The organism is Mesorhizobium sp., from assembly GCF_024509055.1.
Classification (GTDB): Bacteria; Pseudomonadota; Alphaproteobacteria; order Rhizobiales; family Rhizobiaceae; genus Mesorhizobium.
This window is the reverse complement of the sequence record NZ_JANINM010000400.1, coordinates 139-20,288: the sequence shown is the minus strand read 5'-3', so window position 1 is coordinate 20,288 and position 20,150 is coordinate 139. Positions and strand designations below refer to the sequence as shown.

General features: G+C 63.9%; 21 protein-coding genes. 11 read left to right on the top strand and 10 right to left on the bottom strand.

Annotation, left to right across the window (positions count from 1 at the left end; genetic code table 11):
• The 3 genes from Q0L57_RS21015 to Q0L57_RS21005 form a co-directional block, all read right to left on the bottom strand.
• A partial coding sequence (locus Q0L57_RS21015) for an ABC transporter ATP-binding protein (RefSeq protein ID WP_296744958.1) occupies nucleotides 1–1,188 on the bottom strand: 1,188 nt, incomplete at its 3' end.
• 132 nt (nucleotides 1,189–1,320) lie between these two features.
• Nucleotides 1,321–3,207 (bottom strand): ABC transporter ATP-binding protein, encoded by a 1,887-nt coding sequence (locus tag Q0L57_RS21010; RefSeq protein ID WP_296744957.1) that lies wholly within the window; start codon nucleotides 3,205–3,207, stop codon nucleotides 1,321–1,323.
• A gap of 26 nt (nucleotides 3,208–3,233) precedes the next feature.
• Nucleotides 3,234–3,692 carry a hypothetical protein gene (locus Q0L57_RS21005; protein ID WP_296744956.1) on the bottom strand — a complete coding sequence of 153 codons (459 nt, stop codon included), beginning with the start codon at nucleotides 3,690–3,692 and terminating at the stop codon, nucleotides 3,234–3,236.
• A gap of 386 nt (nucleotides 3,693–4,078) precedes the next feature.
• Here Q0L57_RS21005 and Q0L57_RS21000 point away from each other — a divergent pair, with 386 nt between their 5' ends.
• The 3 genes from Q0L57_RS21000 to Q0L57_RS20990 all read left to right on the top strand — a co-directional run bounded on the left by Q0L57_RS21000 (nucleotide 4,079) and on the right by Q0L57_RS20990 (nucleotide 5,599).
• Complete coding sequence (locus Q0L57_RS21000) at nucleotides 4,079–4,537, top strand: tRNA (cytidine(34)-2'-O)-methyltransferase (RefSeq protein ID WP_296744955.1); 459 nt, start codon at nucleotides 4,079–4,081, stop codon at nucleotides 4,535–4,537.
• Nucleotides 4,538–4,685: 148 nt separating this feature from the next.
• Complete coding sequence (gene soxR / locus Q0L57_RS20995) at nucleotides 4,686–5,129, top strand: redox-sensitive transcriptional activator SoxR (RefSeq protein ID WP_296744954.1); 444 nt, start codon at nucleotides 4,686–4,688, stop codon at nucleotides 5,127–5,129.
• Between the two features lie 119 nt (nucleotides 5,130–5,248).
• The gene (locus Q0L57_RS20990; RefSeq protein WP_296744953.1) at nucleotides 5,249–5,599 is read left to right on the top strand and encodes a hypothetical protein; all 351 of its coding nucleotides are present in this window, start codon (nucleotides 5,249–5,251) and stop codon (nucleotides 5,597–5,599) included.
• Between the two features lie 37 nt (nucleotides 5,600–5,636).
• On the opposite strand, the gene Q0L57_RS20985 is transcribed toward Q0L57_RS20990, so the two are convergent.
• On the bottom strand, nucleotides 5,637–5,894 hold the full coding sequence (locus Q0L57_RS20985; RefSeq protein WP_296744952.1) for a hypothetical protein: 258 nt from the start codon (nucleotides 5,892–5,894) through the stop codon (nucleotides 5,637–5,639).
• Between the two features lie 120 nt (nucleotides 5,895–6,014).
• Between Q0L57_RS20985 and hemF the strand changes: the two genes are divergently transcribed.
• From hemF to Q0L57_RS20965, 4 genes are all read left to right on the top strand, one after another.
• Nucleotides 6,015–6,929 (top strand): oxygen-dependent coproporphyrinogen oxidase, encoded by a 915-nt coding sequence (gene hemF / locus Q0L57_RS20980; RefSeq protein ID WP_296744951.1) that lies wholly within the window; start codon nucleotides 6,015–6,017, stop codon nucleotides 6,927–6,929.
• A 344-nt stretch (nucleotides 6,930–7,273) separates the two neighbouring features.
• Complete coding sequence (locus tag Q0L57_RS20975) at nucleotides 7,274–7,459, top strand: DUF1059 domain-containing protein (protein WP_296744950.1); 186 nt, start codon at nucleotides 7,274–7,276, stop codon at nucleotides 7,457–7,459.
• A 234-nt stretch (nucleotides 7,460–7,693) separates the two neighbouring features.
• Nucleotides 7,694–8,272: a hypothetical protein gene (locus tag Q0L57_RS20970; protein WP_296744949.1), complete on the top strand. Its 579-nt coding sequence runs from the start codon at nucleotides 7,694–7,696 to the stop codon at nucleotides 8,270–8,272.
• A gap of 86 nt (nucleotides 8,273–8,358) precedes the next feature.
• The gene (locus tag Q0L57_RS20965) at nucleotides 8,359–9,339 is read left to right on the top strand and encodes a S8 family serine peptidase (protein ID WP_296744948.1); all 981 of its coding nucleotides are present in this window, start codon (nucleotides 8,359–8,361) and stop codon (nucleotides 9,337–9,339) included.
• A gap of 7 nt (nucleotides 9,340–9,346) precedes the next feature.
• On the opposite strand, the gene Q0L57_RS20960 is transcribed toward Q0L57_RS20965, so the two are convergent.
• Genes Q0L57_RS20960 through Q0L57_RS20950 form a run of 3 tightly spaced genes read right to left on the bottom strand, consistent with a single transcriptional unit; the run spans nucleotide 9,347 to nucleotide 11,873 of the window.
• The gene (locus Q0L57_RS20960) at nucleotides 9,347–10,615 is read right to left on the bottom strand and encodes a CCA tRNA nucleotidyltransferase (RefSeq protein ID WP_296744947.1); all 1,269 of its coding nucleotides are present in this window, start codon (nucleotides 10,613–10,615) and stop codon (nucleotides 9,347–9,349) included.
• Complete coding sequence (locus Q0L57_RS20955; RefSeq protein WP_296744946.1) at nucleotides 10,612–11,244, bottom strand: CoA pyrophosphatase; 633 nt, start codon at nucleotides 11,242–11,244, stop codon at nucleotides 10,612–10,614. Before Q0L57_RS20955 ends, Q0L57_RS20960 begins: the two co-directional genes overlap by 4 nt.
• Nucleotides 11,244–11,873 (bottom strand): DUF1285 domain-containing protein, encoded by a 630-nt coding sequence (locus tag Q0L57_RS20950; protein ID WP_296744959.1) that lies wholly within the window; start codon nucleotides 11,871–11,873, stop codon nucleotides 11,244–11,246. The genes Q0L57_RS20955 and Q0L57_RS20950 overlap by 1 nt, the downstream gene beginning before the upstream one ends.
• Nucleotides 11,874–12,018: 145 nt before the next feature.
• On the opposite strand from Q0L57_RS20950, the gene Q0L57_RS20945 reads away from it, so the two are divergent.
• From Q0L57_RS20945 to Q0L57_RS20930, 4 genes are read left to right on the top strand one after another with little or no spacing between them, the layout of a single operon-like run.
• Complete coding sequence (locus Q0L57_RS20945; protein ID WP_296744945.1) at nucleotides 12,019–13,023, top strand: MoxR family ATPase; 1,005 nt, start codon at nucleotides 12,019–12,021, stop codon at nucleotides 13,021–13,023.
• Nucleotides 13,023–13,937: a DUF58 domain-containing protein gene (locus Q0L57_RS20940; RefSeq protein WP_296744944.1), complete on the top strand. Its 915-nt coding sequence runs from the start codon at nucleotides 13,023–13,025 to the stop codon at nucleotides 13,935–13,937. Before Q0L57_RS20945 ends, Q0L57_RS20940 begins: the two co-directional genes overlap by 1 nt.
• Nucleotides 13,934–16,753: a DUF4159 domain-containing protein gene (locus Q0L57_RS20935; protein ID WP_296744943.1), complete on the top strand. Its 2,820-nt coding sequence runs from the start codon at nucleotides 13,934–13,936 to the stop codon at nucleotides 16,751–16,753. The genes Q0L57_RS20940 and Q0L57_RS20935 overlap by 4 nt, the downstream gene beginning before the upstream one ends.
• 2 nt (nucleotides 16,754–16,755) lie before the next feature.
• Nucleotides 16,756–18,828: a hypothetical protein gene (locus Q0L57_RS20930; RefSeq protein ID WP_296744942.1), complete on the top strand. Its 2,073-nt coding sequence runs from the start codon at nucleotides 16,756–16,758 to the stop codon at nucleotides 18,826–18,828.
• A gap of 39 nt (nucleotides 18,829–18,867) precedes the next feature.
• On the opposite strand, the gene clpS is transcribed toward Q0L57_RS20930, so the two are convergent.
• From clpS to Q0L57_RS20915, 3 genes are all read right to left on the bottom strand, one after another.
• The gene (gene clpS, locus Q0L57_RS20925; protein WP_296744941.1) at nucleotides 18,868–19,173 is read right to left on the bottom strand and encodes an ATP-dependent Clp protease adapter ClpS; all 306 of its coding nucleotides are present in this window, start codon (nucleotides 19,171–19,173) and stop codon (nucleotides 18,868–18,870) included.
• 175 nt (nucleotides 19,174–19,348) lie between these two features.
• Nucleotides 19,349–19,672 carry a hypothetical protein gene (locus Q0L57_RS20920; protein ID WP_296744940.1) on the bottom strand — a complete coding sequence of 108 codons (324 nt, stop codon included), beginning with the start codon at nucleotides 19,670–19,672 and terminating at the stop codon, nucleotides 19,349–19,351.
• Between the two features lie 145 nt (nucleotides 19,673–19,817).
• On the bottom strand, nucleotides 19,818–20,114 hold the full coding sequence (locus tag Q0L57_RS20915; RefSeq protein WP_296744939.1) for a hypothetical protein: 297 nt from the start codon (nucleotides 20,112–20,114) through the stop codon (nucleotides 19,818–19,820).
• Nucleotides 20,115–20,150: the final 36 nt, after the last annotated feature.

Here is a 20,150-nt window from a genome sequence, read left to right as displayed (position 1 = left end):
CACACGCTCGCCCGGCGCGATTTTCAGCGACAGATTGTCGATGACGCCACCTTTGCCGTCGACGCGCGAGTAATTGAAATTCACCCGGTCGAATTCGATGCCGCCGGCGGTCACCACGAGCGCCGGAGCGCCCGGCCTGTCCTGCATGGTGATGGGCCGCGCGATCGTTGTCATCGAATTGCTGGCGACGCCGATCTGCCGAAAGACGTTTGCGCCGACATCGAGGATCCTGCCGGAGATGTTGGCGATCTGCAACGCGAACGGGATCGCCGTTGCCACGGCCGCAGTGGTCATGTGACCGGCGTTCCACCCGGCAAGAGCCAACCAGCTTATGGCGACCAGCAGCAGCGCATTCAGAACGAACAATGTTGACCACATCAACGTGAAGACGCGCATCAAACGGTAAAACGTGTCGGCATGCTCGATCACTGCCTGCGAGACATATCTGTCCTCATGTTCGCCGGTCGAAAACGTCTTGAGCGTCAGGATGTTGGTGTAGCTGTCGACCATGCGGCCGCTGACCACCGACCACCGCTCAGAGAGGGCCGTTGACCACCGCGCAATCCTGGGCATCGAAAATCGGAAGAGCAGGCAATAGAACACCAGCCATATTGCCACCACCGCGAGCAGGACAGGGTCGAGCTGCGCCAGGACGACGATGGCCACGGCAACAAAGACCAGCGCATACCAGGCGGCGTCGATGGTGAGGTTGACGCTCATCTCCACCGAATCGCCGCTTTGCATGACTTTTGTCCCGATGCGTCCCGCGAAATCGTTCTGGAAGAACGACCAGTCCTGCCGCGCGACATGCCAATGGCTCTGCCAGCGCACGAGATCGATCAGATTTGGCGCGATGGCGTGGTTGCGGACGAGCCCGTCGATGATGGTCGCAAGTGGACGCAGCAGCACGACGAACGCCATCGCGGCGAGCAGTGGCGTATGTGCCGCGAAAAAATCACCCGGCTTGGTGCTGGAGAGCAGGCCCACGATCACGCCGACGAAAATCGGCAGCATCGCATCCGCGATGGCGGCGACCGCAACGATGATCATGCGCAGGCAATACGCGGCGCGAAACTGGCTTATGAAATACCAGTAGAACTTCCAAAGCCCCATGGGCGGCTGCCGGTCGTCGGCCAGTGCGACCGGCGAATAGCGGCTTTCGAACCAGGCAAACAGGCGATCGAACATTTTTCCTCACGGGCGCCACAAGCGGGCGCGCCCTGTCCGGGATCAGCCCCTTGTGCCTCGACTTCGTTTCGATTGCGGGCGGTGGTTACGCCCGCAATCACTGTTCCTGTGGACCCTGCGCAAGAGGCGATCTTACTCGGCGGCCATCCCGGATTCGGGCGCCAGTGCCTTGGTGTCGGCTTCGGCAGGACCATCGTCGAGCAGGAAGCCGCCCGACTGTCGCTGCCACAGCTGTGCGTAGAGCCCACCCCTGGCGACGAGCTGGTCATGCGAGCCTTCCTCGATGATCCGGCCCTTGTCCATGACGACCAGCCGGTCCATCGCCGCGATGGTCGAAAGCCGATGGGCGATGGCAATGACGGTCTTGCCCTGCATGAGCTTGTAGAGGTTCTCCTGGATCGCCGCCTCGGCCTCGGAATCGAGCGCGGATGTCGCCTCGTCGAGGATGAGGATCGGCGCGTCCTTCAGCATCACGCGGGCGATGGCGATGCGCTGCCGCTGACCGCCGGACAATTTGACGCCGCGGTCGCCGACATAGGCATCGAAATTCTTGCGGCCTTCGGAATCGGACAGCTCGCCGATGAAGTCCAGCGCCTCGGCCCGCTTGGCAGCCTCGATCAGCATCCCTTCGTTCGCGTCGGGCCTGCCGTAGAGGATGTTGTCGCGTACGGACCGGTGTAGCAGTGAAGTATCCTGCGTCACCATGCCGATCTGCGCGCGCAGCGAATCCTGCGTCACCGCGGCGATCTCCTGGCCGTCGATCAGGATCCGGCCGGCTTCGAGGTCGTAGAAGCGCAGCAACAGGTTGACCAGCGTCGATTTGCCGGCCCCAGAGCGACCGACAATACCGACCTTCTCGCCCGGCTTCACAGTCAGCGACAGGTTTTCGATAACGCCCTTCTGCTTGCCGTAGTGGAAGCCGATCTCGTCGAAGCGTATCTCGCCGTGGCTGATGATAATGTCCTTGGCGTCCGGTCGGTCCTCGACCAGGCGCGGCAGCGAGATCGAGGCTATGCCGTCCTGCACCGTGCCGATATTCTCGAACAGGCCCGACATCTCCCACATGATCCACTGCGACATGCCCCACATGCGCAGCACCAGGCCGATGACCACGGCGACGGCGCCGATCGTCACCGCATCGCCGAGCCACAGCCACAGCGAGAGCGCGGTGACAGAGAACAGCAACAGCGCATTCAGTATGTAGAGGAGGCCGTAGAGCACCGTCACCAGCCGCATCGAGCGATAGACCGTCTCGATGAAACCCGCCATCCCTTCCCTGGCGAAGGCCGCCTCGCGCCGCGCGTGGGAGAACAGCTTCACCGTCTGGATGTTGGCGTAGCTGTCGACGACGCGACCAGTCATGGTCGAGCGCGCATTGGCCTGCTCTTCGCCGACCTTGCCCAGTCGAGGAATGAAGTAACGCAGCAGCGCGATATAGCCGATCAGCCACACGCCGAGTGGCGCCGCCAGCCGCAAGTCAGCTGAGCCGACGATGAGCAGCATGCCAAGGAAGTAGACGATGACGTAATTGAGGACGTCTATCACCTTTATCACGCAGTCGCGCACGGCGAGCGCCGTCTGCATCAGCTTGGTCGCGATTCGGCCGGCGAACTCGTCCTGGTAGAAGGCCATCGACTGCTTGAGCAGGTAACGATGAACCTGCCAGCGAATGCGCATGGGATAATTGCCCATCAGCGTCTGCTGGTTGAGCAGCGAGTGCAGCCAGACCGTGCCAGGCAGAGCGAACAGCACGACGAAAGCCATGCCGGCAAGCTTCCAGCTCTCAGTCTGCAGAAAGGTTTCGCGGTTCTGCGCTGACAGCCAGTCGACGATGCGGCCCATGAAGCCGAACATCCACACTTCGGCGATGGCGATCGCCGCCACCAGAACCGCATCGACGAGGATATAGGGCCACGCGCCGCGCGTATAATGCACGCAGAAGGCAACCAGCGTCTTCGGCGGCTCGACCGGCTCCGCGGCGGGAAACGGATCGAGCCTTTTTTCAAACCAGCGGAACATTCAAGGCACTCTTAAAGTCAACGCGCTCACGCAGCGCGGGATTGATGTACAAGGCTTTTCGGCCGCGCGACATCGCGGGCCGGCGATACGGAATCAACTGAATCGCCGGCCCTGCTTCGCGCAATATAGGGTGTTGCAGGCTTTTCGCCGACAGGCTCGGTAGAGGCTATTGGCGACGCCGGGGTTCCGGCCCGGCCCTTCTCGCCTGGCCGCATCATCCTGATCATGCGGCGCACCAGCGACGACCGGCCAGGGTCGGGAACCGCGCGCGAGAAATCCACGTCCGGCAGCATGCCGCGATGTGGGCGCCGACGCGTCTCGGCATGTACGGCGGACGAGTAGGTCTCGCCGATCAGCAACGCCCACGTCGCCATCTTGCGATCGTGCAGACTCCTCGAGCCGGGTATTCTGAATGGATCGAACATCGGTCCGTCCTCCATGTGGAAATGCGATAAAAAAGGTGAAACGAACTCGAACGCCGGCATTCGGCCGGAGACACGGGTTACGTCGACCGGGGCGCGACTGTGAGCGTCGGCCGCGGCAGCTTCGGGCGGGGCCGGGCGCCCCTTTGGCAGTTTGAAAAACATCGCGAGATTCCTTGGAAAGCCGAAAACTGGGTTCGGCGGGAATCGGTGCGATGAAGTCTTAAAGTGTCAGAAGAATCGTCGTACCGAAACCGCCGTCGGGCATACGTGGCCCAGGGAGAGAAACTGAATGTGCATGGTCATCATTTGCTTCCCCTCCTTCGGTTCGGGTTGACGATGAGCGGCATATACTTGACTTCGCAGAAAATGACCACCCGCCAGTCCAGAAATCGCCAAAACCGGGATATGCCTGTGGCCGATCTGCCACTTATTAGAAGGACGCGGAAATGAACGATCGTCTCCGCATCGCGCTCTACCAGCCTGACATCGCCGGCAACACCGGGACAATCCTGCGCTTCGCCGCTTGCCTCGGCCTCGGCGTCGACATCATCGAACCGGCCGGCTTCCCGCTCTCCGACCGGGCGCTCAAACGCGCAGGCATGGACTACCTCGAAATGGCGGCGCTTTCCCGCCACGCCGACTGGCACGCCTTCGAGGAGTGGCGCCAGACCAATGCGCGCCGTCTGGTGTTGCTCACCACCAAGGCCACCACCGCCTATACGGACTTTGCTTTCGCCGCCGGCGACATCCTTTTGTTCGGCCGCGAATCCGCCGGCGTTCCGGACCATGTCCATCATTCGGCGGATGCGCGGCTGACCATCCCGATGCGGCCCGGCGCGCGTAGCATCAATGTCGCGCTCTCCGTCGCGATGTCCGCTGGCGAAGCGTTGCGCCAGATCGGATAGAACTTTCAGCCCCTCCTCAACGTCGCTTACCGCCTCCCCTGTCGTTGCCATCCTCACCCAGGCGCACATCGCCTTCTCCTGTGTTTGCCTTGTCTGGGTTTCCTCGCTACAAGCTCAACTTAACTTGAGGTCAAGCGGAAAGTGGGAAATGGCTCCGGTAAGGGAATTGACGGTCGGCCAGGTGGCGATGCGCAGTGGGGTCGCGGTGTCGGCACTGCATTTTTATGAAGCGCGGGGGCTTATCCGCAGCCATCGCACGGCGGGCAACCAGCGGCGCTACAGCCGGGATGTATTGAGACGGGTAGCGATCATCCGCGTCGCTCAGGAGGTCGGCATCTCGCTGGCCGAGATCGCCGCCGCGTTCCAGTCCCTGCCCGAGGGCCGCACGCCGACGCGCGGCGATTGGAATCTGCTTTCAACGGCTTGGCGCGACGGGCTCGATCATAAGATTAGCCAACTGACGAAATTGCGCGATGGGCTGACCGACTGCATCGGCTGCGGCTGCATGTCGATCGACAAATGCCCGCTCCGCAACAAGGACGATCGGTTGGCCAGGGAGGGAACCGGCGCAAGGCGGCTGGTGGCGGACTAAAGCAAATACGGCACGACTGACACTTACAAAATTATCCCTGTACCAGAAGCCTCGCAGTCTTGTGGAGGCGATTTGCGTATGGTTGATACGTTCTTGCAAATAATCCTTTGGGGGCAGAATTGAAATTGAATTACAAGACTTTTCCCGCGTTGCTTGGCGCCATTGTGTTGGCTGGATGTATGCCGAGCGAAGGCGAGTGGAATACGGCAAGGACCATGGTTCAGGGCAGCCCGGCCATGTACAAGGAGTTGCTTGCAGACTGCATCGCGCGTTCCGAGAAAGCTCCACTCAGTACCAAGCAGGAAGCTGCTAAGGTCATTAATGCAAGCCCGGCCAGCACACCGCGCGTCTGGTGTACAAGAACGGTCCGGGCCTTTGCCAATGGCCGTCTGACGTATGCCGAAATGCGTCGGGCGCACCTTGGATCAGGCGACAGAAGCGAATTCATCAAAATCATACAAGGGAAATAGGACGGCTTTTGCTTCCGGCACAGACAACCGGCGGCGCTTAGTCCGCCGCCGGCAGCCGCCGCATCGTGAATTCGATGACGTCGCCTGGCCGCTCGAACCAGCTCTCGATCTCGGTCCAGTAGGCCTGCTTCGGAAAACGCTCGAACCATTCCTTCGCCTTGAGTCGTGCGGCCGGGCGCGGCAGCACGAAGGTTTCGCGGAGGAACCCGTCGCGCGGCTCTTTTTCGCGCTCGGCCCGCGAGCGCTCTAGCCTTTTCCTCAAGCCATCCAGCGGCGGTCTTGCCGGGGTGCGCACAAAGGAACTCCTTGCACCTTGGTCAGACAGGACTTGACCCTTGCCCTCAAGAGATTAGGGATCGCGCGCGGAAAAAACGAGTCATTTGTCGGGCAAACAGGCCCGTTGCTGGAGACCGAATTGGAACGACCCGAAATTCCGGTGGGCCTGCCCGCCGACATCGAAGAGAAGAAGATAAAGGCCCGTCTCTGGTTCGAGGCGCTGCGCGAGCGCATCTGCGCCACCTTCGAGGAGATCGAGCAGGAGGTCAGCGGCCCGCAATCCTCATGGTCGCCCGGCCATTTCGAGAAGACGCCGTGGGAGCGGGACGAGGGCCGCGGCGGCGGCGGCACGATGTCGATGATGCGCGGCCGCGTCTTTGAGAAGGTCGGTGTCCATACCTCCACCGTCTTTGGCGAGTTTTCACCGGAATTCAGGAAGCAGATCCCGGGCGCCGAGGAGGATCCGCGCTTCTGGGCGAGCGGCATCTCCTTGATCGCCCATCCCTGGAACCCCAACGTCCCCGCGGTCCACATGAACACGCGCATGGTTGTGACCACGCGCCATTGGTTCGGCGGCGGCGCCGATCTGACGCCGGTGCTCGACCGGCGCCGGGTCCAGGATGACCCCGACAGCGTAGCCTTCCACCGGGCCATGCAGTTTGCCTGCGAGAAGAATGCCGCGGTCGCCGACTATGCCAGGTTCAAGGACTGGTGCGACGAGTATTTCTTCCTGCCGCATCGCAACGAGGTCCGCGGCATCGGCGGTGTCTTTTTCGACTGGCTGCATTCGGGCGAGGACCAGGGCGGCTGGGATGCCGATTTCAACTTCGTCCAGGATATCGGCCGCTCTTTCCTGGTCGTCTACGCCCACCTCGTGCGCCGCAACTTCAACCAGAACTGGACCGACGGCGATCGCGACGAACAGCTCATCCGGCGCGGCCGCTACGTCGAGTTCAACTTGCTGTACGATCGCGGCACCATCTTCGGACTGAAGACCGGCGGCAATGTCGCCTCGATCCTCTCCAGCATGCCGCCCGAGGTAAAATGGCCGTGAAAATCCGGCGAGTAGCGTCGACGGCTGGCATCCCGCGACCTTTCTCGGAACATGCGGACAAGAATAAAGTGCCGAAAGCCGTCAAGACCATGAAATGACGGCCCGATAGCAGGATCAGGCAATGGGAAAGGCGGAGCAGCGATGGTCCGCCTTTCGGTTTGAACAGGTGGCAAAAACGATTTGTCGCCGGCTCGATGCAACCGAAACCGGCCGGCATGTGTTATGCTTATCCACCAGAGCAATTCCAGACACCACCCAGCCCATTCAGCCGGGAATTGCCATAACGACAATAAGCTGGAGCGTATGGAGGGCCGGACCGCTCCAGAGCGAGGAAGGAAAATCCGATGAAGGAGTTCCAATGCGGGTCGCTCGTCCCGGGCTGCGATTGGCATACGCGCGCCGAAGAGGAAGCGGAGGTGATGCGCCGCGCTGTCGAGCACATGCGCGAAACCCACGGCGAAACAACCATTCGCGAGACGATGGTCGAAGCGATCCGTTCGCGCATCCAGAAGGTTCGCGACGCCGCCTGAGGCACCGGCAAAAAAGAGCAGATCGCGGCATTTGCGCGGCGCGGCCAGCACAAGCGGCCCGCCCGCTTCCTCGTCGAAATTCATGTAAATTATTATATTCTAATTGTCTTGGATAACCTCACGGTAACGGTCCGCATATAATAGTCCTGCGAACAACCCGGCTACAGAGGGCTGCCCGAGGAGCCCGCCGCCATGAGGCGTTGTCGGGATCGGTGGGGCAAGGTGCTGCGCACTATGCGCGAAAGGTCCGGCAATCGACGCAATTTGCGCAAGGCGGCGCTCCTGGCCTGCGCGTTCCTCATTGCCTCGCCAGCGGCAGCTCAGGAAATCACCACGTCGTTCGTCGATATTCATCAGGGGTCGCCACTGAGCGATCAGGTGAGAGGCCTTGGCAATGGCGGTTACGAACTGCAGAGCGGAAGCTGGGTTCCGTTCAATCAGTGGTATCACTCGAACTGGGTCGACTTCCATGTCGACTTCCTCACGCAACTCACTGAAAACACCGGCATTCTCTGGGGGTTTGGAACCGGGGAACAAGGTGAGAAATACACCATAGCGCCGAGTCTCAAGCTTGGCTTTCTTACCCAAACCCATCCGAACCCGAACAGCACCCTGTCCTTGTCCGTCACTTCGACCATTGGCGGTGACCTGACCGAAAAGCCCTGCACGGCGGACTACGGGGATCTGGGCACCTACAGCGTCAATTGCCGGCTCGCCGCCGGTCAGATGGCGCCTGAGGAAACGCTGAAATATCTGGTTAACGCTAAGCCGGAGACGATGCATCTGTGGCTGAATTACCGTGTTACGTTTTGATCGCCGGGAGACCATGCATGAGACATCTTTCTTTCCCGAAATTCGCGATCATCCGCCTTCTTTCCTTTTTGATCCGGAGTAAGGACATGTTTGGTAATCACTGGAAATTCGCAATTGCCGCGGCCCTTCTCCTCCTGCCGGCGTCCGTGGCGTCGGCCCAGGAGGTCGATGCGGACGAGATGGCCGCGCTGTGCCACGGCGGTGGTCAGTCCATATGCATGAGCACAACCATCCCGGTCGCACGCACGGCCCAGACGCTTCAGAGCTGGATGAGCCCCGACGTCGGCGCAGCATGGGCTGCGGGCTACAAGGGCCAGGGCGTCACCATCACCATGGTCGACGACTTCAGCAGCTCGACGCGCTTTTCCGGAAATTTCGGCCTTGGCACCCAGACCCAGCGGCATGGCGAATGGACCCGCGAGGAAGCCAGCATGATCGCCCCCTCGGCGACCATCCGCTCCAAGGATTTCTCGACAGGCACTGCCGTCTCACTTGCCAACGGCCGCAATGTGCTCAACCTCAGTTACGGCATGTACGCAAACGCGGGCTACAGCGTGAACCAGATCTGGTGGGCACCGGAGGAGGCATCGATCATCTCCTACGCCAGCCGTGGGTCTGCCATAATCTCCAAAGCAGCCGGCAACGACTCGGTCGCGGTCGGCGGCGTCACCGGCGGTCAGCAGGACTATCTCGATCTCGCCCTGATCGGTAAGCAGACGGCGATCTTCGTCGGCGCGCTGTCGACGAATGGCACGACGACCAACAAGGCCCAGCTTGCCTGGTACTCGGACTATGCGGGATCGAACACGCAGGTGCAGAGCCACTTCCTCGTCGTCGGCGTCGACGGAGACCAGACCGGTCTTTATGGCACCTCGTTCGCCGCACCGATCATCTCCGGCTACGCCGCAATCATCGGCAGCAAGTTCAGCAGCGCGACACCGGTCCAGATCACCAACGACCTGCTCAACACGGCCCGCACCGACACGCTGGTCAACTACAACCCGGCCATCTATGGCAAGGGCGAGGCAAGCCTCTCGCGCGCCCTGGCCCCCGTGGCTATTCGGTAATTTGGACCTAGCTTTCGAGAGCTTGCGCGGCGCGCTTGAGCAGCGCGCCGCGGTCCGCTGTAAACCCGGACTCGACCCATTCCTTTTCAAGATTCCGCAGTGTGGCGCCGAGTTTCGGACCAGGTGACGCGCCGAGTTCGGTCAGGTCGGCTCCCTTGATCGGAAACACCGGCTTTTCCCATCTCAGTACGAAGTTGAGCAAGCGCGAAAAGCCACCGGCCTCCATCATCGCCTGATTGTCCTCGACGGCACGCGTCCGCGCCCCGGCCAGGGCAAGCCGGAGCCGATCGAGGTAACCGCCGCGATCGCTGAAATAGACCTTCTTCGCCAGTTCCGTCTCGGTGGTCCGGGGTTCCGGCGCGGTGGTCAGCGCCCAGAGCCGCAAGCGATCGGCTTCTTCGTTGGAGAATCTCAACCGCTCGGCAAGCGTCTTCATGCGCGCCGCATCCGGTGGGACGACCGCTTCCAGCCTCAGCATCGGATCGACGGCCCAGCCGAGATCCTTTTCGGCCCTGACCAACCCGTGAATGGCGTCGATGCCCCATTTCTCGCTCTCCGGCAGGACCGCGGAGAGCACGCCGGCCTGCCGCATCCAGAGCAGCGCGCGCGACGGGTCGGAGGCCGAAAACAGCTTCCTCAACTCGGACCAGACGCGTTCGGCCGAAAGCTGGCCAAGCCCGTCCTTAAGCCTAGCGCAGGCCTTCAGCCCCTCGGCGTCGGGCCGGCCCTCGCCATACCAGGCAAAAAAGCGGAAGAAGCGCAGGATGCGCAGGTAGTCCTCCCGGATGCGCGCGTCCGCCTCGCCGATGAAGCGCAGCCGGCGCGCCCCGATGTCGGCGATGCCGCCAACGAGGTCAACGACTGTTCCGTCGGCTTCGGCATAGAGCGCGTTGATGGTGAAGTCGCGCCGCTCGGCATCCGCCTTCCAGTCGCGCCCGAAGATCACTTTCGCCCGCCGCCCATCGGTCTCGACATCGGCCCTCAGCGTCGTGACCTCGTAAGGCTTGCCTCCCGCGACCACCGTTATGGTGCCATGCTCGATACCCGTCGGCGCCGTCTTGAATCCGGCCGCCTCGGCACGCCGGATCGTCTCCTGGGGCAAGGTCGTCGCGGCAATGTCGATGTCGGCCACCGGCTGGCCGAGCAAGGTGTTGCGAACTGCGCCGCCGGCGACGCGCGCCTCCTCCCCGCCTTCCGTCAACGCGGCAAGCAGGCGTTGCAGATGCTCTTCGCCAAGCCAATCGGCCCTGCCAGACAGGGACACCCTCGCACTCATGCGTAGAGCCTTTCATAGAGCGTACGGATGATGCCGGCGGTGACGCCCCAGATGCGCTGGCCGCCATAGGGCATTTCGTAAAAGAACCATTCGAGATCGTTCCACATGCGGCTGTCGCGCGCGTGATTGGCCGGATCCATCAGGAAGCTCAACGGCACCTCGAAGGCGGCATCGACCTCATCGACATTGAGTGTCAGCGAAAAACCTGGCCGCACCACGGCAAGCACGGGCACGATGCGGTAGCCGCTGCCGGCAACATAGTCCGGCATGCGGCCGATGATCTCGATGTGGTCGCGCTCGAGGCCGATCTCTTCGAAGGTCTCGCGCAGCGCCGTGGCTTCGGGGCCGGGATCTGTCGGATCGATGGTGCCGCCCGGAAAGGCCACCTGGCCGGAATGGCTGCGCAGCTTCTCGGCGCGCTTGGTGAGCAGCACCGTCGCGCCGTCGGTATGGTCGACCACCGGTATCAGCACAGCTGCGTCGCGCAGCGGCTTTGCGTGTTTCAGCCTGGGATGCCCGGGGTTGAAGCGATGATCGCCAAAATCCTCGCCGGGCCGCGCCTCGGCCTGCGCCGCGACGCGCGCACGAAAATCCGCGATCGAGAACGGCGCTGCTGTCACCTGATCCATCACGCGCTCAGCCGCCTGAGCTTTTCGGCCGGCATGATCGGATAGACCTCGCCGCCGGAGCGCACGGCAAACATCGTCTGGCCGCCGATCTCGACCTCCTCGCCATGCTCGACCAGTTCGTACATGACCGGCCGCGCCACCAGCGCCTCCAGCCGCCCACGCACCAGCACGTAGGGCTTCAGTCCGCCGGTCGCATCTTCGTCGACGAAGCGCAGCGGATGGCCGGGGCCAGCCGCGACGACGTCGCCGACATTGGTGCGGAAAGTGATGACCTGCCCGTCGCCACTGCCGGAAACGTCCATTTCGACGGCGATGAAGGGCGCGTCCGCGACTCTGATCCCCACCCGTTCGACCGGGGTCACCAGATAGGTTCTTCCGTCGGCGTCCTTGCGCAGCACGCTGGAAAAAAGCTGCACCAGCGGCATGCGCCCGATCGGCGTGCCGAGATAGAACCAGGTGCCATCAGCCTTGATCTCCATGTCGAGATCGCCGCAGAAGTCGGGATTCCAGCGCTCCACCGGCGCCGGCCCCTTGCCCGCCCGTGCGGCCCGCGAAATCAACGCCTCCAAGCCGCGCGGCTCGGTGGCGCTGGTCAGGCTCGGTTCGCGATGTTCGGCGTGTTCCGTCATTGCCACGAAATAGTCACTGTTGTTCCGCTTGTCAGCCTAAGTCTGTGATTTAAGTTCGAATGCAGACGCCAGGCGAGGCCGAATCGCGGCATTCTGCGGGTACGAGAATGCAGGCCGGTATTTCCAACCACAAGGATCGAACGGCATGAGCGTGATGATCAAGGAAAGCCCGATCAGCGAAAAGGCGATGGTCGAGGAAGCCGAGAAGGCGCTGGCCGACATCTCCAAGGTGCGCGGCGCCGTCGGCCGGGTCATCTTCGGCCAGGAAGCCGTGGTCGAGCGCACGCTGGTGGCGCTGCTTGCCGGCGGCCATGCGCTGCTCGTCGGCGTTCCGGGCCTTGCCAAGACCAAGCTGGTCGAGACGCTGGGCATCGTGCTCGGCCTCGATTCCCGCCGCATCCAGTTCACGCCGGACCTGATGCCATCCGACATCCTCGGCTCCGAGGTGATGGAGCAGGACGAATTCGGCAAGCGTTCCTTCCGCTTCATCTCCGGGCCTATCTTCACGCAGCTTCTGATGGCCGACGAGATCAACCGCGCCTCGCCGCGCACCCAGTCGGCGCTGCTGCAGGCAATGCAGGAATATCACGTCACCATCGCCGGCGCCCGCCATGACCTGCCCGCGCCTTTCCATGTGCTGGCGACGCAGAATCCGCTGGAGCAGGAAGGCACCTATCCGCTGCCCGAGGCGCAACTCGACCGTTTCCTGATGCAGGTCGACATCCTCTATCCTGAGATCGAGGCCGAGCGCCGCATCCTGCTCGAGACCACCGGCGTCGAGGAGGCCAGGGCCGACAATGTGCTGCAAGCGGCGCGGCTGAAGGAGATCCAGACGCTGATCCGCCGCATGCCGGTGCCGGAAAGCGTCGTCGAGGCAATCCTCAAGCTGGTGCGCTCGGCGCGCCCCGGCCAGGGCAATGCCGAGACGGACAAGCACGTCGCCTGGGGTCCAGGCCCGCGCGCCAGCCAGGCGCTCACGCTATGCGCCCGCGCACGCGCCCTGTATGATGGCAGGCTGGCGCCGTCGGTCGACGACATCCGCGCCCTCGCCGAGCCGGTGCTGCAACACCGCATGGCGCTGACTTTCGCCGCCCGCGCCGAAGGCACCTCGGTGCGCGACGTGGTGGCGAAACTGGCAAAAGGCATCTGATGGGTCGAATAGGCGAGGTCCAGGCACCGGTTGCGACGCGTGACGCGCTCGCCCGTGGCCGGCTGGGGGCCTCACTGGTGCCGGATCTTCTGGTCGAAGCGCGCCGCATCGTCAACACGGTGATTGCCGGCTGGCATGGCCGCCGCAAGCGCGGCATCGGCGAGAATTTCTGGCAGTTCCGGCCCTATGTCGAAGGCGATTCCTCGCGCATCGACTGGCGCCGCTCTGCTCGCGACGACCACACCTATGTGCGCGATCGCGAGTGGGAGGCCGCCCATACGGTGTGGCTGTGGGCGGACCCCTCCCCTTCCATGCTGTACAAGTCGGCGGGAGCCAGCGTCTCCAAGGAATCGCGCGCGCTGGTGCTGGCGCTCGCCATGGCCGAGCTTCTGTCGCGCAGCGGCGAGCGTATTGCCTGGCCGGGCCTCACCGACCCGTTCACCGCCCGCAACGGCGCCGAGCGCGTCGCAGCTCAGCTCAGTCATGCCGCCGCACTGCCTGCGAAACCCGATCTGTCTGCCATCCGCCGCTTCTGCGACATTGTCATCATCAGCGATTTCCTCGACCCGGCTGAGGAAACCATGGCCTGGCTCGACGTGCTGGCCCGCCACGGCGTGCGCGCGCATCTGATCGAGGTGGCCGATCCGGCCGAGGAGACTTTCCCCTATGCCGGGCGGACCGAATTCACCGATCCCGAGACCGGCGATAAGCTGACAGCCGGTCGCGCCGAGATGCTGGCCGGGGACTACCGCCTCCTCTACACCGCCCGCCGCGAGGAACTGGCCGGCTGGTGCAAGCGTCTCGGCTGGAGCTTCACCGTCAACCACACCGACCGGCTTGCTTCCGAGGCGCTCGTGCGCGTCCACTTGGCGATGACCGCCGATGCCGGCCACTTCGGAAGGTCTGTCGCATGAGCTGGCTGCCGCTCTCCTTCGGCGCGCCCATGGTGTTGTGGGGCCTCCTGGCGCTGCCGGTCATCTGGTGGCTGCTGAGGCTCACCCCGCCCAAGCCGCAGACGGAAGTCTTTCCGCCGCTGAAGATCCTTGCCCGTGTCCTGAGGCGCGAGGAGATGCCGCGGCAAAGCCCCTGGTGGCTGACGCTGCTGCGCCTGCTGATGGCCGCCCTTGTCGTGACTGCGCTCGCCGAGCCGGTCTTCAACCCGCGCGAAAAACTGCCGGCGGAAGGCTCGGCGCTGGCGCTGGTCATCGACAATGACTGGGCAAGCGCTTCCGACTGGCCCAAACGCGTCGCCACCGCCGAGCGGCTGATCGCGGACGCCGGATCGAACGGCGTTCCCATCGTCATCGCCTTCACCGCCGAGAAGTCCAATGCCGAGATTGGTCCCTTCGATGCCTCGGCGGCGCTGGACCGCCTGCGCGCCGCGAAACCGCGCCCGATCCCGACCGACCGGCCAGCCGTCTATGCCCGCGTCGCGGCTGCCCTGGAGCGCCTGCCCGGAGCCAGCGTTGCCGTGCTCGCCGACGGGCTTGCGGCCAAGGGGGACGAGGCCGCATTCAAGATGCTTCTGCAAAAGAATGCCTCGCGGCTGGTCTGGGCAGCTACCGACCGATTCTCACCGATGGGTCTGACCGGCGCCGACAACCAGGTCGACGGCTTTGCGCTGACCGCCATCCGCGCGCCCGGCGATCCGGCGCCGGCGCAGATCACCGCCGGCGCTTTCGACGACAAGGGCCGTCGCATCGCCGACGCGACGCTGACATTCGCCCCGGGCGAGAGCACCGCCACCGGCACGATGGCGGTGCCGTTCGAGCTGCGCAACGACTTCGCCTCGATAGCACTTGACGGCGAGCGCCAGGCCGGCGCCGTGCGCGTGCTCGACGAAAGCTCCAAGCGCCGCCGCGTGGGGCTGTTGTCGCAGTCCGAGGCCGACCAGGCGCAGCCGCTTCTGTCGCCCCTCTATTACATCCGCCGCGCGCTGCAGCCTTTCGCCGATCTGGTCGAGCCGTCGAGCGCCGATCTGGCCGACGGCATTCCACAGCTCCTCGACCAGAAGCCGGCGATGATCATCATGGCCGATGTCGGCACCATTCCCGAGCAGGTCCGGCAACGGCTGGTCGACTGGGTGAACAACGGCGGCACGCTGGTGCGCTTTGCCGGCCCCCGGCTCGCCGCCGCCGGCAATGACGACGACCTGCTGCCGGTCAGACTGCGCAGCGGCGAGCGCGCGCTGGGCGGCGCGCTTTCCTGGACGACGCCGCAGCAGGTCACCGAATTCCCGAAAGCCGGTCCCTTCGCCGATCTGGCGCCGCCGACCGAGGTGACGGTCAGCCGGCAGGTGCTGGCCGAGCCGACGCCCGACATCGTCGAGCGCACCTGGGCGACGCTGGCCGACGGCACGCCGCTGGTGACAGGCATGAAGAAGGACAAGGGCACGCTGGTGCTCTTCCATGTCACGCCCGAGGCGAGTTGGTCGAACCTGCCGATCTCCGGCAGCTTCGTGGAGATGCTGAGACGCATCGTGCAACTGTCGCGCAACCAGGGGGCCGCTGTCGCCAACGCCGAAGCCACCGCCGCCTCGCTGGCGCCCTATCGGATGATCGGCGCGGGCGGCATGCTGGCGCCGCCGTCGCCCGATGCGCGGCCATTGGTGCCCGGCGCTGGCTCGTTGCCGGTGACGCTCGAAAACCCACCGGGCCTCTATGGCTCGGAAACCGGCGTCTTCGCGCACAATCTGCTCAACGCCGCAAGCAGCTTCACGCCGCTTGCGCGTCCGCAGGTCTCGCTGCCCGTAACCGCCATTCCCTATGCTTTCGACGAATCGGAGAACCTGAAGGGACCGCTGGTGACAGCGGCGCTTCTGCTGATGGTGTTCGACACGCTTGCCGTGTTCTGGATGGGCGGGCTGCTGTCGCGCCGGCCACGCCGCGCCGCGGTCGCCACCACTGCGGCCGTGCTGATCTTGCTCGGCGGGCTTTTCGGTCAGGCCGATTTCGCCCGCGCTGATGATGCGAAGCCCGGCGACACCCAGGCGATCGAGGCCATCTCGAAGACCCGCATAGCCTATGTGATCACCGGCGAGCCCGGCGTCGACGCGATCAGCCGCGCCGGCCTCGAGGGCCTGACCCGCTTCCTGATCGACAAGACTGCGCTGGAGCCCGGCCCGCCGGCCGGCGTCGACATCTCCAAGGACGAGCTGTCCTTCTATCCGCTGATCTACTGGCCGGTCGACGCGACCGCGCCGATGCCCAGCCAGGCGTCGATCGCCCGCATCGACGCTTACATGCAGCAGGGCGGCACCGTTCTTTTCGATACGCGCGACCAGTTCTCGAGCGGCATCGGCGGCGGAACCGCAAGCCCCGCGACGGAGCGGCTGCGCGACATTCTCGCCAACCTCAACGTGCCGCCGCTGGAGCCGGTGCCGTCGGACCATGTGCTGACGAAATCCTTCTTCATCCTTCCGGAGTTTCCAGGCCGCTTCAACGGCAGCCCGCTCTGGGTCGAGGCTTCGCTCGATGCCAGCAACACCGAGAACCGCCCGGTGCGCGTCGGCGACGGTGTCTCCCCGATCATGATCACCGCCAACGATTTCGCCGGCGCCTGGGCGGTCGACGAGAACGGCGACCCTTTGCTGCCGACGGTCCCCAATGACCCGATGCAGCGTGTCTATGCGCTGCGTGCCGGCGTAAACATCATGATGTACATGCTGACCGGCAACTACAAATCCGACCAGGTCCATGTGCCCGTCCTGCTCGAACGGCTGGGACAATAGTCATGAACTGGTCCATCTCGCTCGAACCGCTCATTTCCTGGCCGTTGTTCGGCCTCGTCTTCGTGCCGCTTGCGCTGCTTGCGCTTGCCGGACTGTGGTTCCGCCAGCGTGGTTCTGCATTGCGCTTTCTGGCCCTGCTCGCGCTCGGCGCGGCGCTGCTCAACCCCGTCTTCCTCGACGAGGAACGCGAGGCGCTGAAGAGCGTCGTTGCCATTATCGTCGACCGCAGTCCGAGCCAGGATATCGGCGACCGCACCAAGCAGACCGACGAGGCATTGGCTGGGCTCCAGCAACGCCTCGGCCGCTTCAAGCAGTTCGACGTGCGGGTCGTCGAAGCCGGCAAGTCGGAGGCCGCCGACGAGCGCACTGAAACCAAGCTCTTCAGCGCGCTGGAAAGCACCTTCCGCGACGTGCCGCCCTCACGCGTCGGCGGCGCGATCATGATCACCGACGGCGAAGTCCATGACGTGCCTGCCGGCGCTCCGGACTTCCACGCGCCGCTGCATGCTCTGATCACCGGCCATGAGCACGAGAAGGATCGCCGCATCCAATTTGAGAACGCGCCCCGCTTCGCCCTCGTCGGCAAGCCGCTCGACATGACATACCGCGTCATCTCCACCGAAGGCGGAGGCAGTCCTGTCGACGTTCGGGTTTCGGTCAATGGAGAGCAGGTCTCGGTCGAGCACGCCGTGACCGGTCAGCCGATGAAGCTTCAGATCACTATTCCGAACGCCGGACGCAATATCATCCAGCTTGCCATCGACCACGAGCCGGGAGAGCTCACTGACATTAACAACCGTGCGATCGCGCTTGTCGACGGCATCCGCGAGAACCTGCGCGTGCTGTTGGTTTCCGGCGAGCCGCATGCCGGCGAGCGCACCTGGCGCAACCTGTTGAAATCGGACGCGTCGGTCGATCTCGTCCACTTCACCATTCTGCGACCGCCGGAAAAGCAGGATGGCACGCCGATCAACGAACTGTCGCTGATCGCCTTTCCGACGCGCGAGCTGTTCGTCGAGAAGATCAAGGATTTCGACCTCATCATCTTCGACCGCTACCAGCATCGCGACGTGCTGCCGATCCTCTATTACGACTACATCTCGGAATATGTCGAAAAGGGTGGCGCGCTGCTGATTGCCGCCGGACCCGAATATGCCGGCACCAGCTCGATTGCCCGCACGCCACTGATGTCGTCACTTCCGGCGATGCCTAGCGGCGAGGTGGTCGAAAAGGCCTTCTACCCGCGTCTGACGGACCTCGGCCAGCGCCATCCGGTGACACGGGGGCTCGACGGCTCCGCCACCGAGCCGCCGCATTGGAGCCGCTGGTTCCGAACCATCGGCGTCAAGAACCCCGAGGGCGAGGTGGTGATGAAGGGCGCCGACGACCGGCCGCTGCTGGTGCTCGACCGCAAGGGCGAAGGCCGCGTCGGCATGCTGCTTTCGGACCAGGGCTGGCTGTGGGCGCGCGGCTTCGAGGGCGGCGGCCCGCATGTCCAGCTCTACCGCCGCATCGCTCACTGGCTGATGAAAGAGCCGGAGCTGGAAGAGGAACGGCTTACCGCCGACGGGCGCGGCATGATGCTGGAAATCCGTCGTCAGACGATGAGCGACGATCCCGGCCCGGCCCGCGTCATAACACCCTCTGGCAAGGCGCTGACGGTCAAGCTCGACAAGGCCGAGCCGGGCATTTTCACGGGCAGCCTGCAGACCAGCGAGATTGGGCTTTACCAAGTGGCCAATGGCGACCTCACCGCCCTTGCCCAGGTCGGTCCAATCAATGCCCCGGAATTCGCAGATGTCGTATCGACGGAAGACAAATTGAGGGCGCCAACGGAGGCGACCGGCGGCAGCGTGCGCCGGCTGGGCAGCCTCACCGGCGACGGCGTGGTCCTGCCCTCGATCGTGCCGGTCCGCTCGTCCGGCGCCGCCTCGGGCGACGACTGGATCGGGCTACGCACCACGGACGACAGCGCACTCAAGGCGGTTTCGCGCGTGCCTCTGTTCGGCGGGTTCCTCGGCCTTGGGCTGCTGCTGCTGGCGATGGGTTCGATGTGGTACCGCGAGGGGCGGTGATCTCTTTGCCTCTCCCTTTCTAGAGGAGAGGAAGGCGCCCTATTCTTCCGGTTCGGTCGTGAACAGCAGCGGATATCCCTTGGCCTTGCCGGCGTCAGTCGCGCGCGCTGCCTTGGTCTCGGCGACATCGCGTGTGAAGACCGCGACGACGCATACCCCGCGTGTATGCGCAGTGATCATGACGCGGTGCGCCTGGTCCTCGCTGAGCTTGAATTCACCTTTGAGCACCGTGACCACGAACTCGCGCGGCGTGAAATCGTCATTGACCAGGATGACCTTGTAGAGCTTCGGCCGCTCCGTTTTCGGCTGCGTCTTGACGCGAGGTTTGAGAATGGTCTCGGGCATTGGAATCCACCGGTGGTGAACCAAGGCAATTCCAAGAAATCCCTTCCGGAATTGCGTGAAGACAACTCGGTTTTCGCTTCGACTTTGCCACGCAAGAAGGCATGGGTCCATTTCTCCCGCGCGAGGCGGCGGAACCCGGACGATCAACTCTATGTGGGAGTGGCCTGGCGACCGTTCAACGGCCCTGGCGCCCGATGGTGCGGCGGCCCGAGCCACCGTCGGTGGTGTCCGACCCGCGCTCCAGAAACGCAAACAGCATCCAGGCGACGAAACCGATTACCGTCGCGCCGGTGAGCACGATCAGGACCCAGGACTGCGCCGGGGTGATATAGTTCCAGCTCGACGAGATCGCCGGCGCGAAAAGTTCAGGCTCGGTCCTGCGGCTGGCGGGATCCGGCACCGGGCTCGCGGAGAAGATGATCAGCGCTCTCGCCGCCGCGGTGGCGACCAGGCCTCCGAGGGTCAGCGAACGCATCAGGGACGAAAGCCGCTTCTTCATGCGGACTGTCCTACTGCACCGGCATTGCGATCAGGTTAAGGATGAGGTTGCCGCCACGAAAGCCGTCGGGGTTTCCGTCGTCAAAAAGCCGCTCCAGCCGAAACCGGCTGGAGCGGCTTTCGCTCTAGACCTGGATCAGGGCTTATTAGTTGGCGGTAGCAGCCGGCTTCGGAGCGGCAGCCGGCTTGGCGGCGGCGGCCGGCTTCGCCTTGGCCTTGGCAGCCTTCTTCACCGGGCACTTATGCTTCTTGGTCGGCTTGCATTCCTTCTTGGCCGCTGCCTTCTTCACAGCCGGCTTCGCGGGCGTCGTCGCAGCCGGCGCGGTCGTCGTGGTCGTGGTGGTGGCAGCCGGCGCGGTCGTCGTCTGAGCGTTGCCGAGAGCCGGCATCGAGAAGGCCAGGGCGACAGCGAGACCGAGGGTGGAGAGGAGGGACTTTTTCATGGCTTCATTTCCTTTTTGTGCGGGTCGGGAGTTGAG

Bases quoted from the DNA above. Each gene is read 5' to 3' on its own strand.
- Q0L57_RS21010 (WP_296744957.1), bottom strand. From the start codon at position 3,207: ATGTTCCGCTGGTTTGAAAAAAGGCTCGATCCGTTTCCCGCCGCGGAG.
- Q0L57_RS21005 (WP_296744956.1), bottom strand. From the start codon at position 3,692: ATGCCGGCGTTCGAGTTCGTTTCACCTTTTTTATCGCATTTCCACATG.
- Q0L57_RS21000 (WP_296744955.1), top strand. From the start codon at position 4,079: ATGAACGATCGTCTCCGCATCGCGCTCTACCAGCCTGACATCGCCGGC.
- soxR (WP_296744954.1), top strand. From the start codon at position 4,686: ATGGCTCCGGTAAGGGAATTGACGGTCGGCCAGGTGGCGATGCGCAGT.
- Q0L57_RS20975 (WP_296744950.1), top strand. From the start codon at position 7,274: ATGAAGGAGTTCCAATGCGGGTCGCTCGTCCCGGGCTGCGATTGGCAT.
- Q0L57_RS20970 (WP_296744949.1), top strand. From the start codon at position 7,694: ATGCGCGAAAGGTCCGGCAATCGACGCAATTTGCGCAAGGCGGCGCTC.
- Q0L57_RS20965 (WP_296744948.1), top strand. From the start codon at position 8,359: ATGTTTGGTAATCACTGGAAATTCGCAATTGCCGCGGCCCTTCTCCTC.
- Q0L57_RS20960 (WP_296744947.1), bottom strand. From the start codon at position 10,615: ATGAGTGCGAGGGTGTCCCTGTCTGGCAGGGCCGATTGGCTTGGCGAA.
- Q0L57_RS20955 (WP_296744946.1), bottom strand. From the start codon at position 11,244: ATGGATCAGGTGACAGCAGCGCCGTTCTCGATCGCGGATTTTCGTGCG.
- Q0L57_RS20950 (WP_296744959.1), bottom strand. From the start codon at position 11,873: ATGACGGAACACGCCGAACATCGCGAACCGAGCCTGACCAGCGCCACC.
- Q0L57_RS20945 (WP_296744945.1), top strand. From the start codon at position 12,019: ATGAGCGTGATGATCAAGGAAAGCCCGATCAGCGAAAAGGCGATGGTC.
- Q0L57_RS20940 (WP_296744944.1), top strand. From the start codon at position 13,023: ATGGGTCGAATAGGCGAGGTCCAGGCACCGGTTGCGACGCGTGACGCG.
- Q0L57_RS20935 (WP_296744943.1), top strand. From the start codon at position 13,934: ATGAGCTGGCTGCCGCTCTCCTTCGGCGCGCCCATGGTGTTGTGGGGC.
- Q0L57_RS20930 (WP_296744942.1), top strand. From the start codon at position 16,756: ATGAACTGGTCCATCTCGCTCGAACCGCTCATTTCCTGGCCGTTGTTC.
- clpS (WP_296744941.1), bottom strand. From the start codon at position 19,173: ATGCCCGAGACCATTCTCAAACCTCGCGTCAAGACGCAGCCGAAAACG.
- Q0L57_RS20920 (WP_296744940.1), bottom strand. From the start codon at position 19,672: ATGAAGAAGCGGCTTTCGTCCCTGATGCGTTCGCTGACCCTCGGAGGC.
- Q0L57_RS20915 (WP_296744939.1), bottom strand. From the start codon at position 20,114: ATGAAAAAGTCCCTCCTCTCCACCCTCGGTCTCGCTGTCGCCCTGGCC.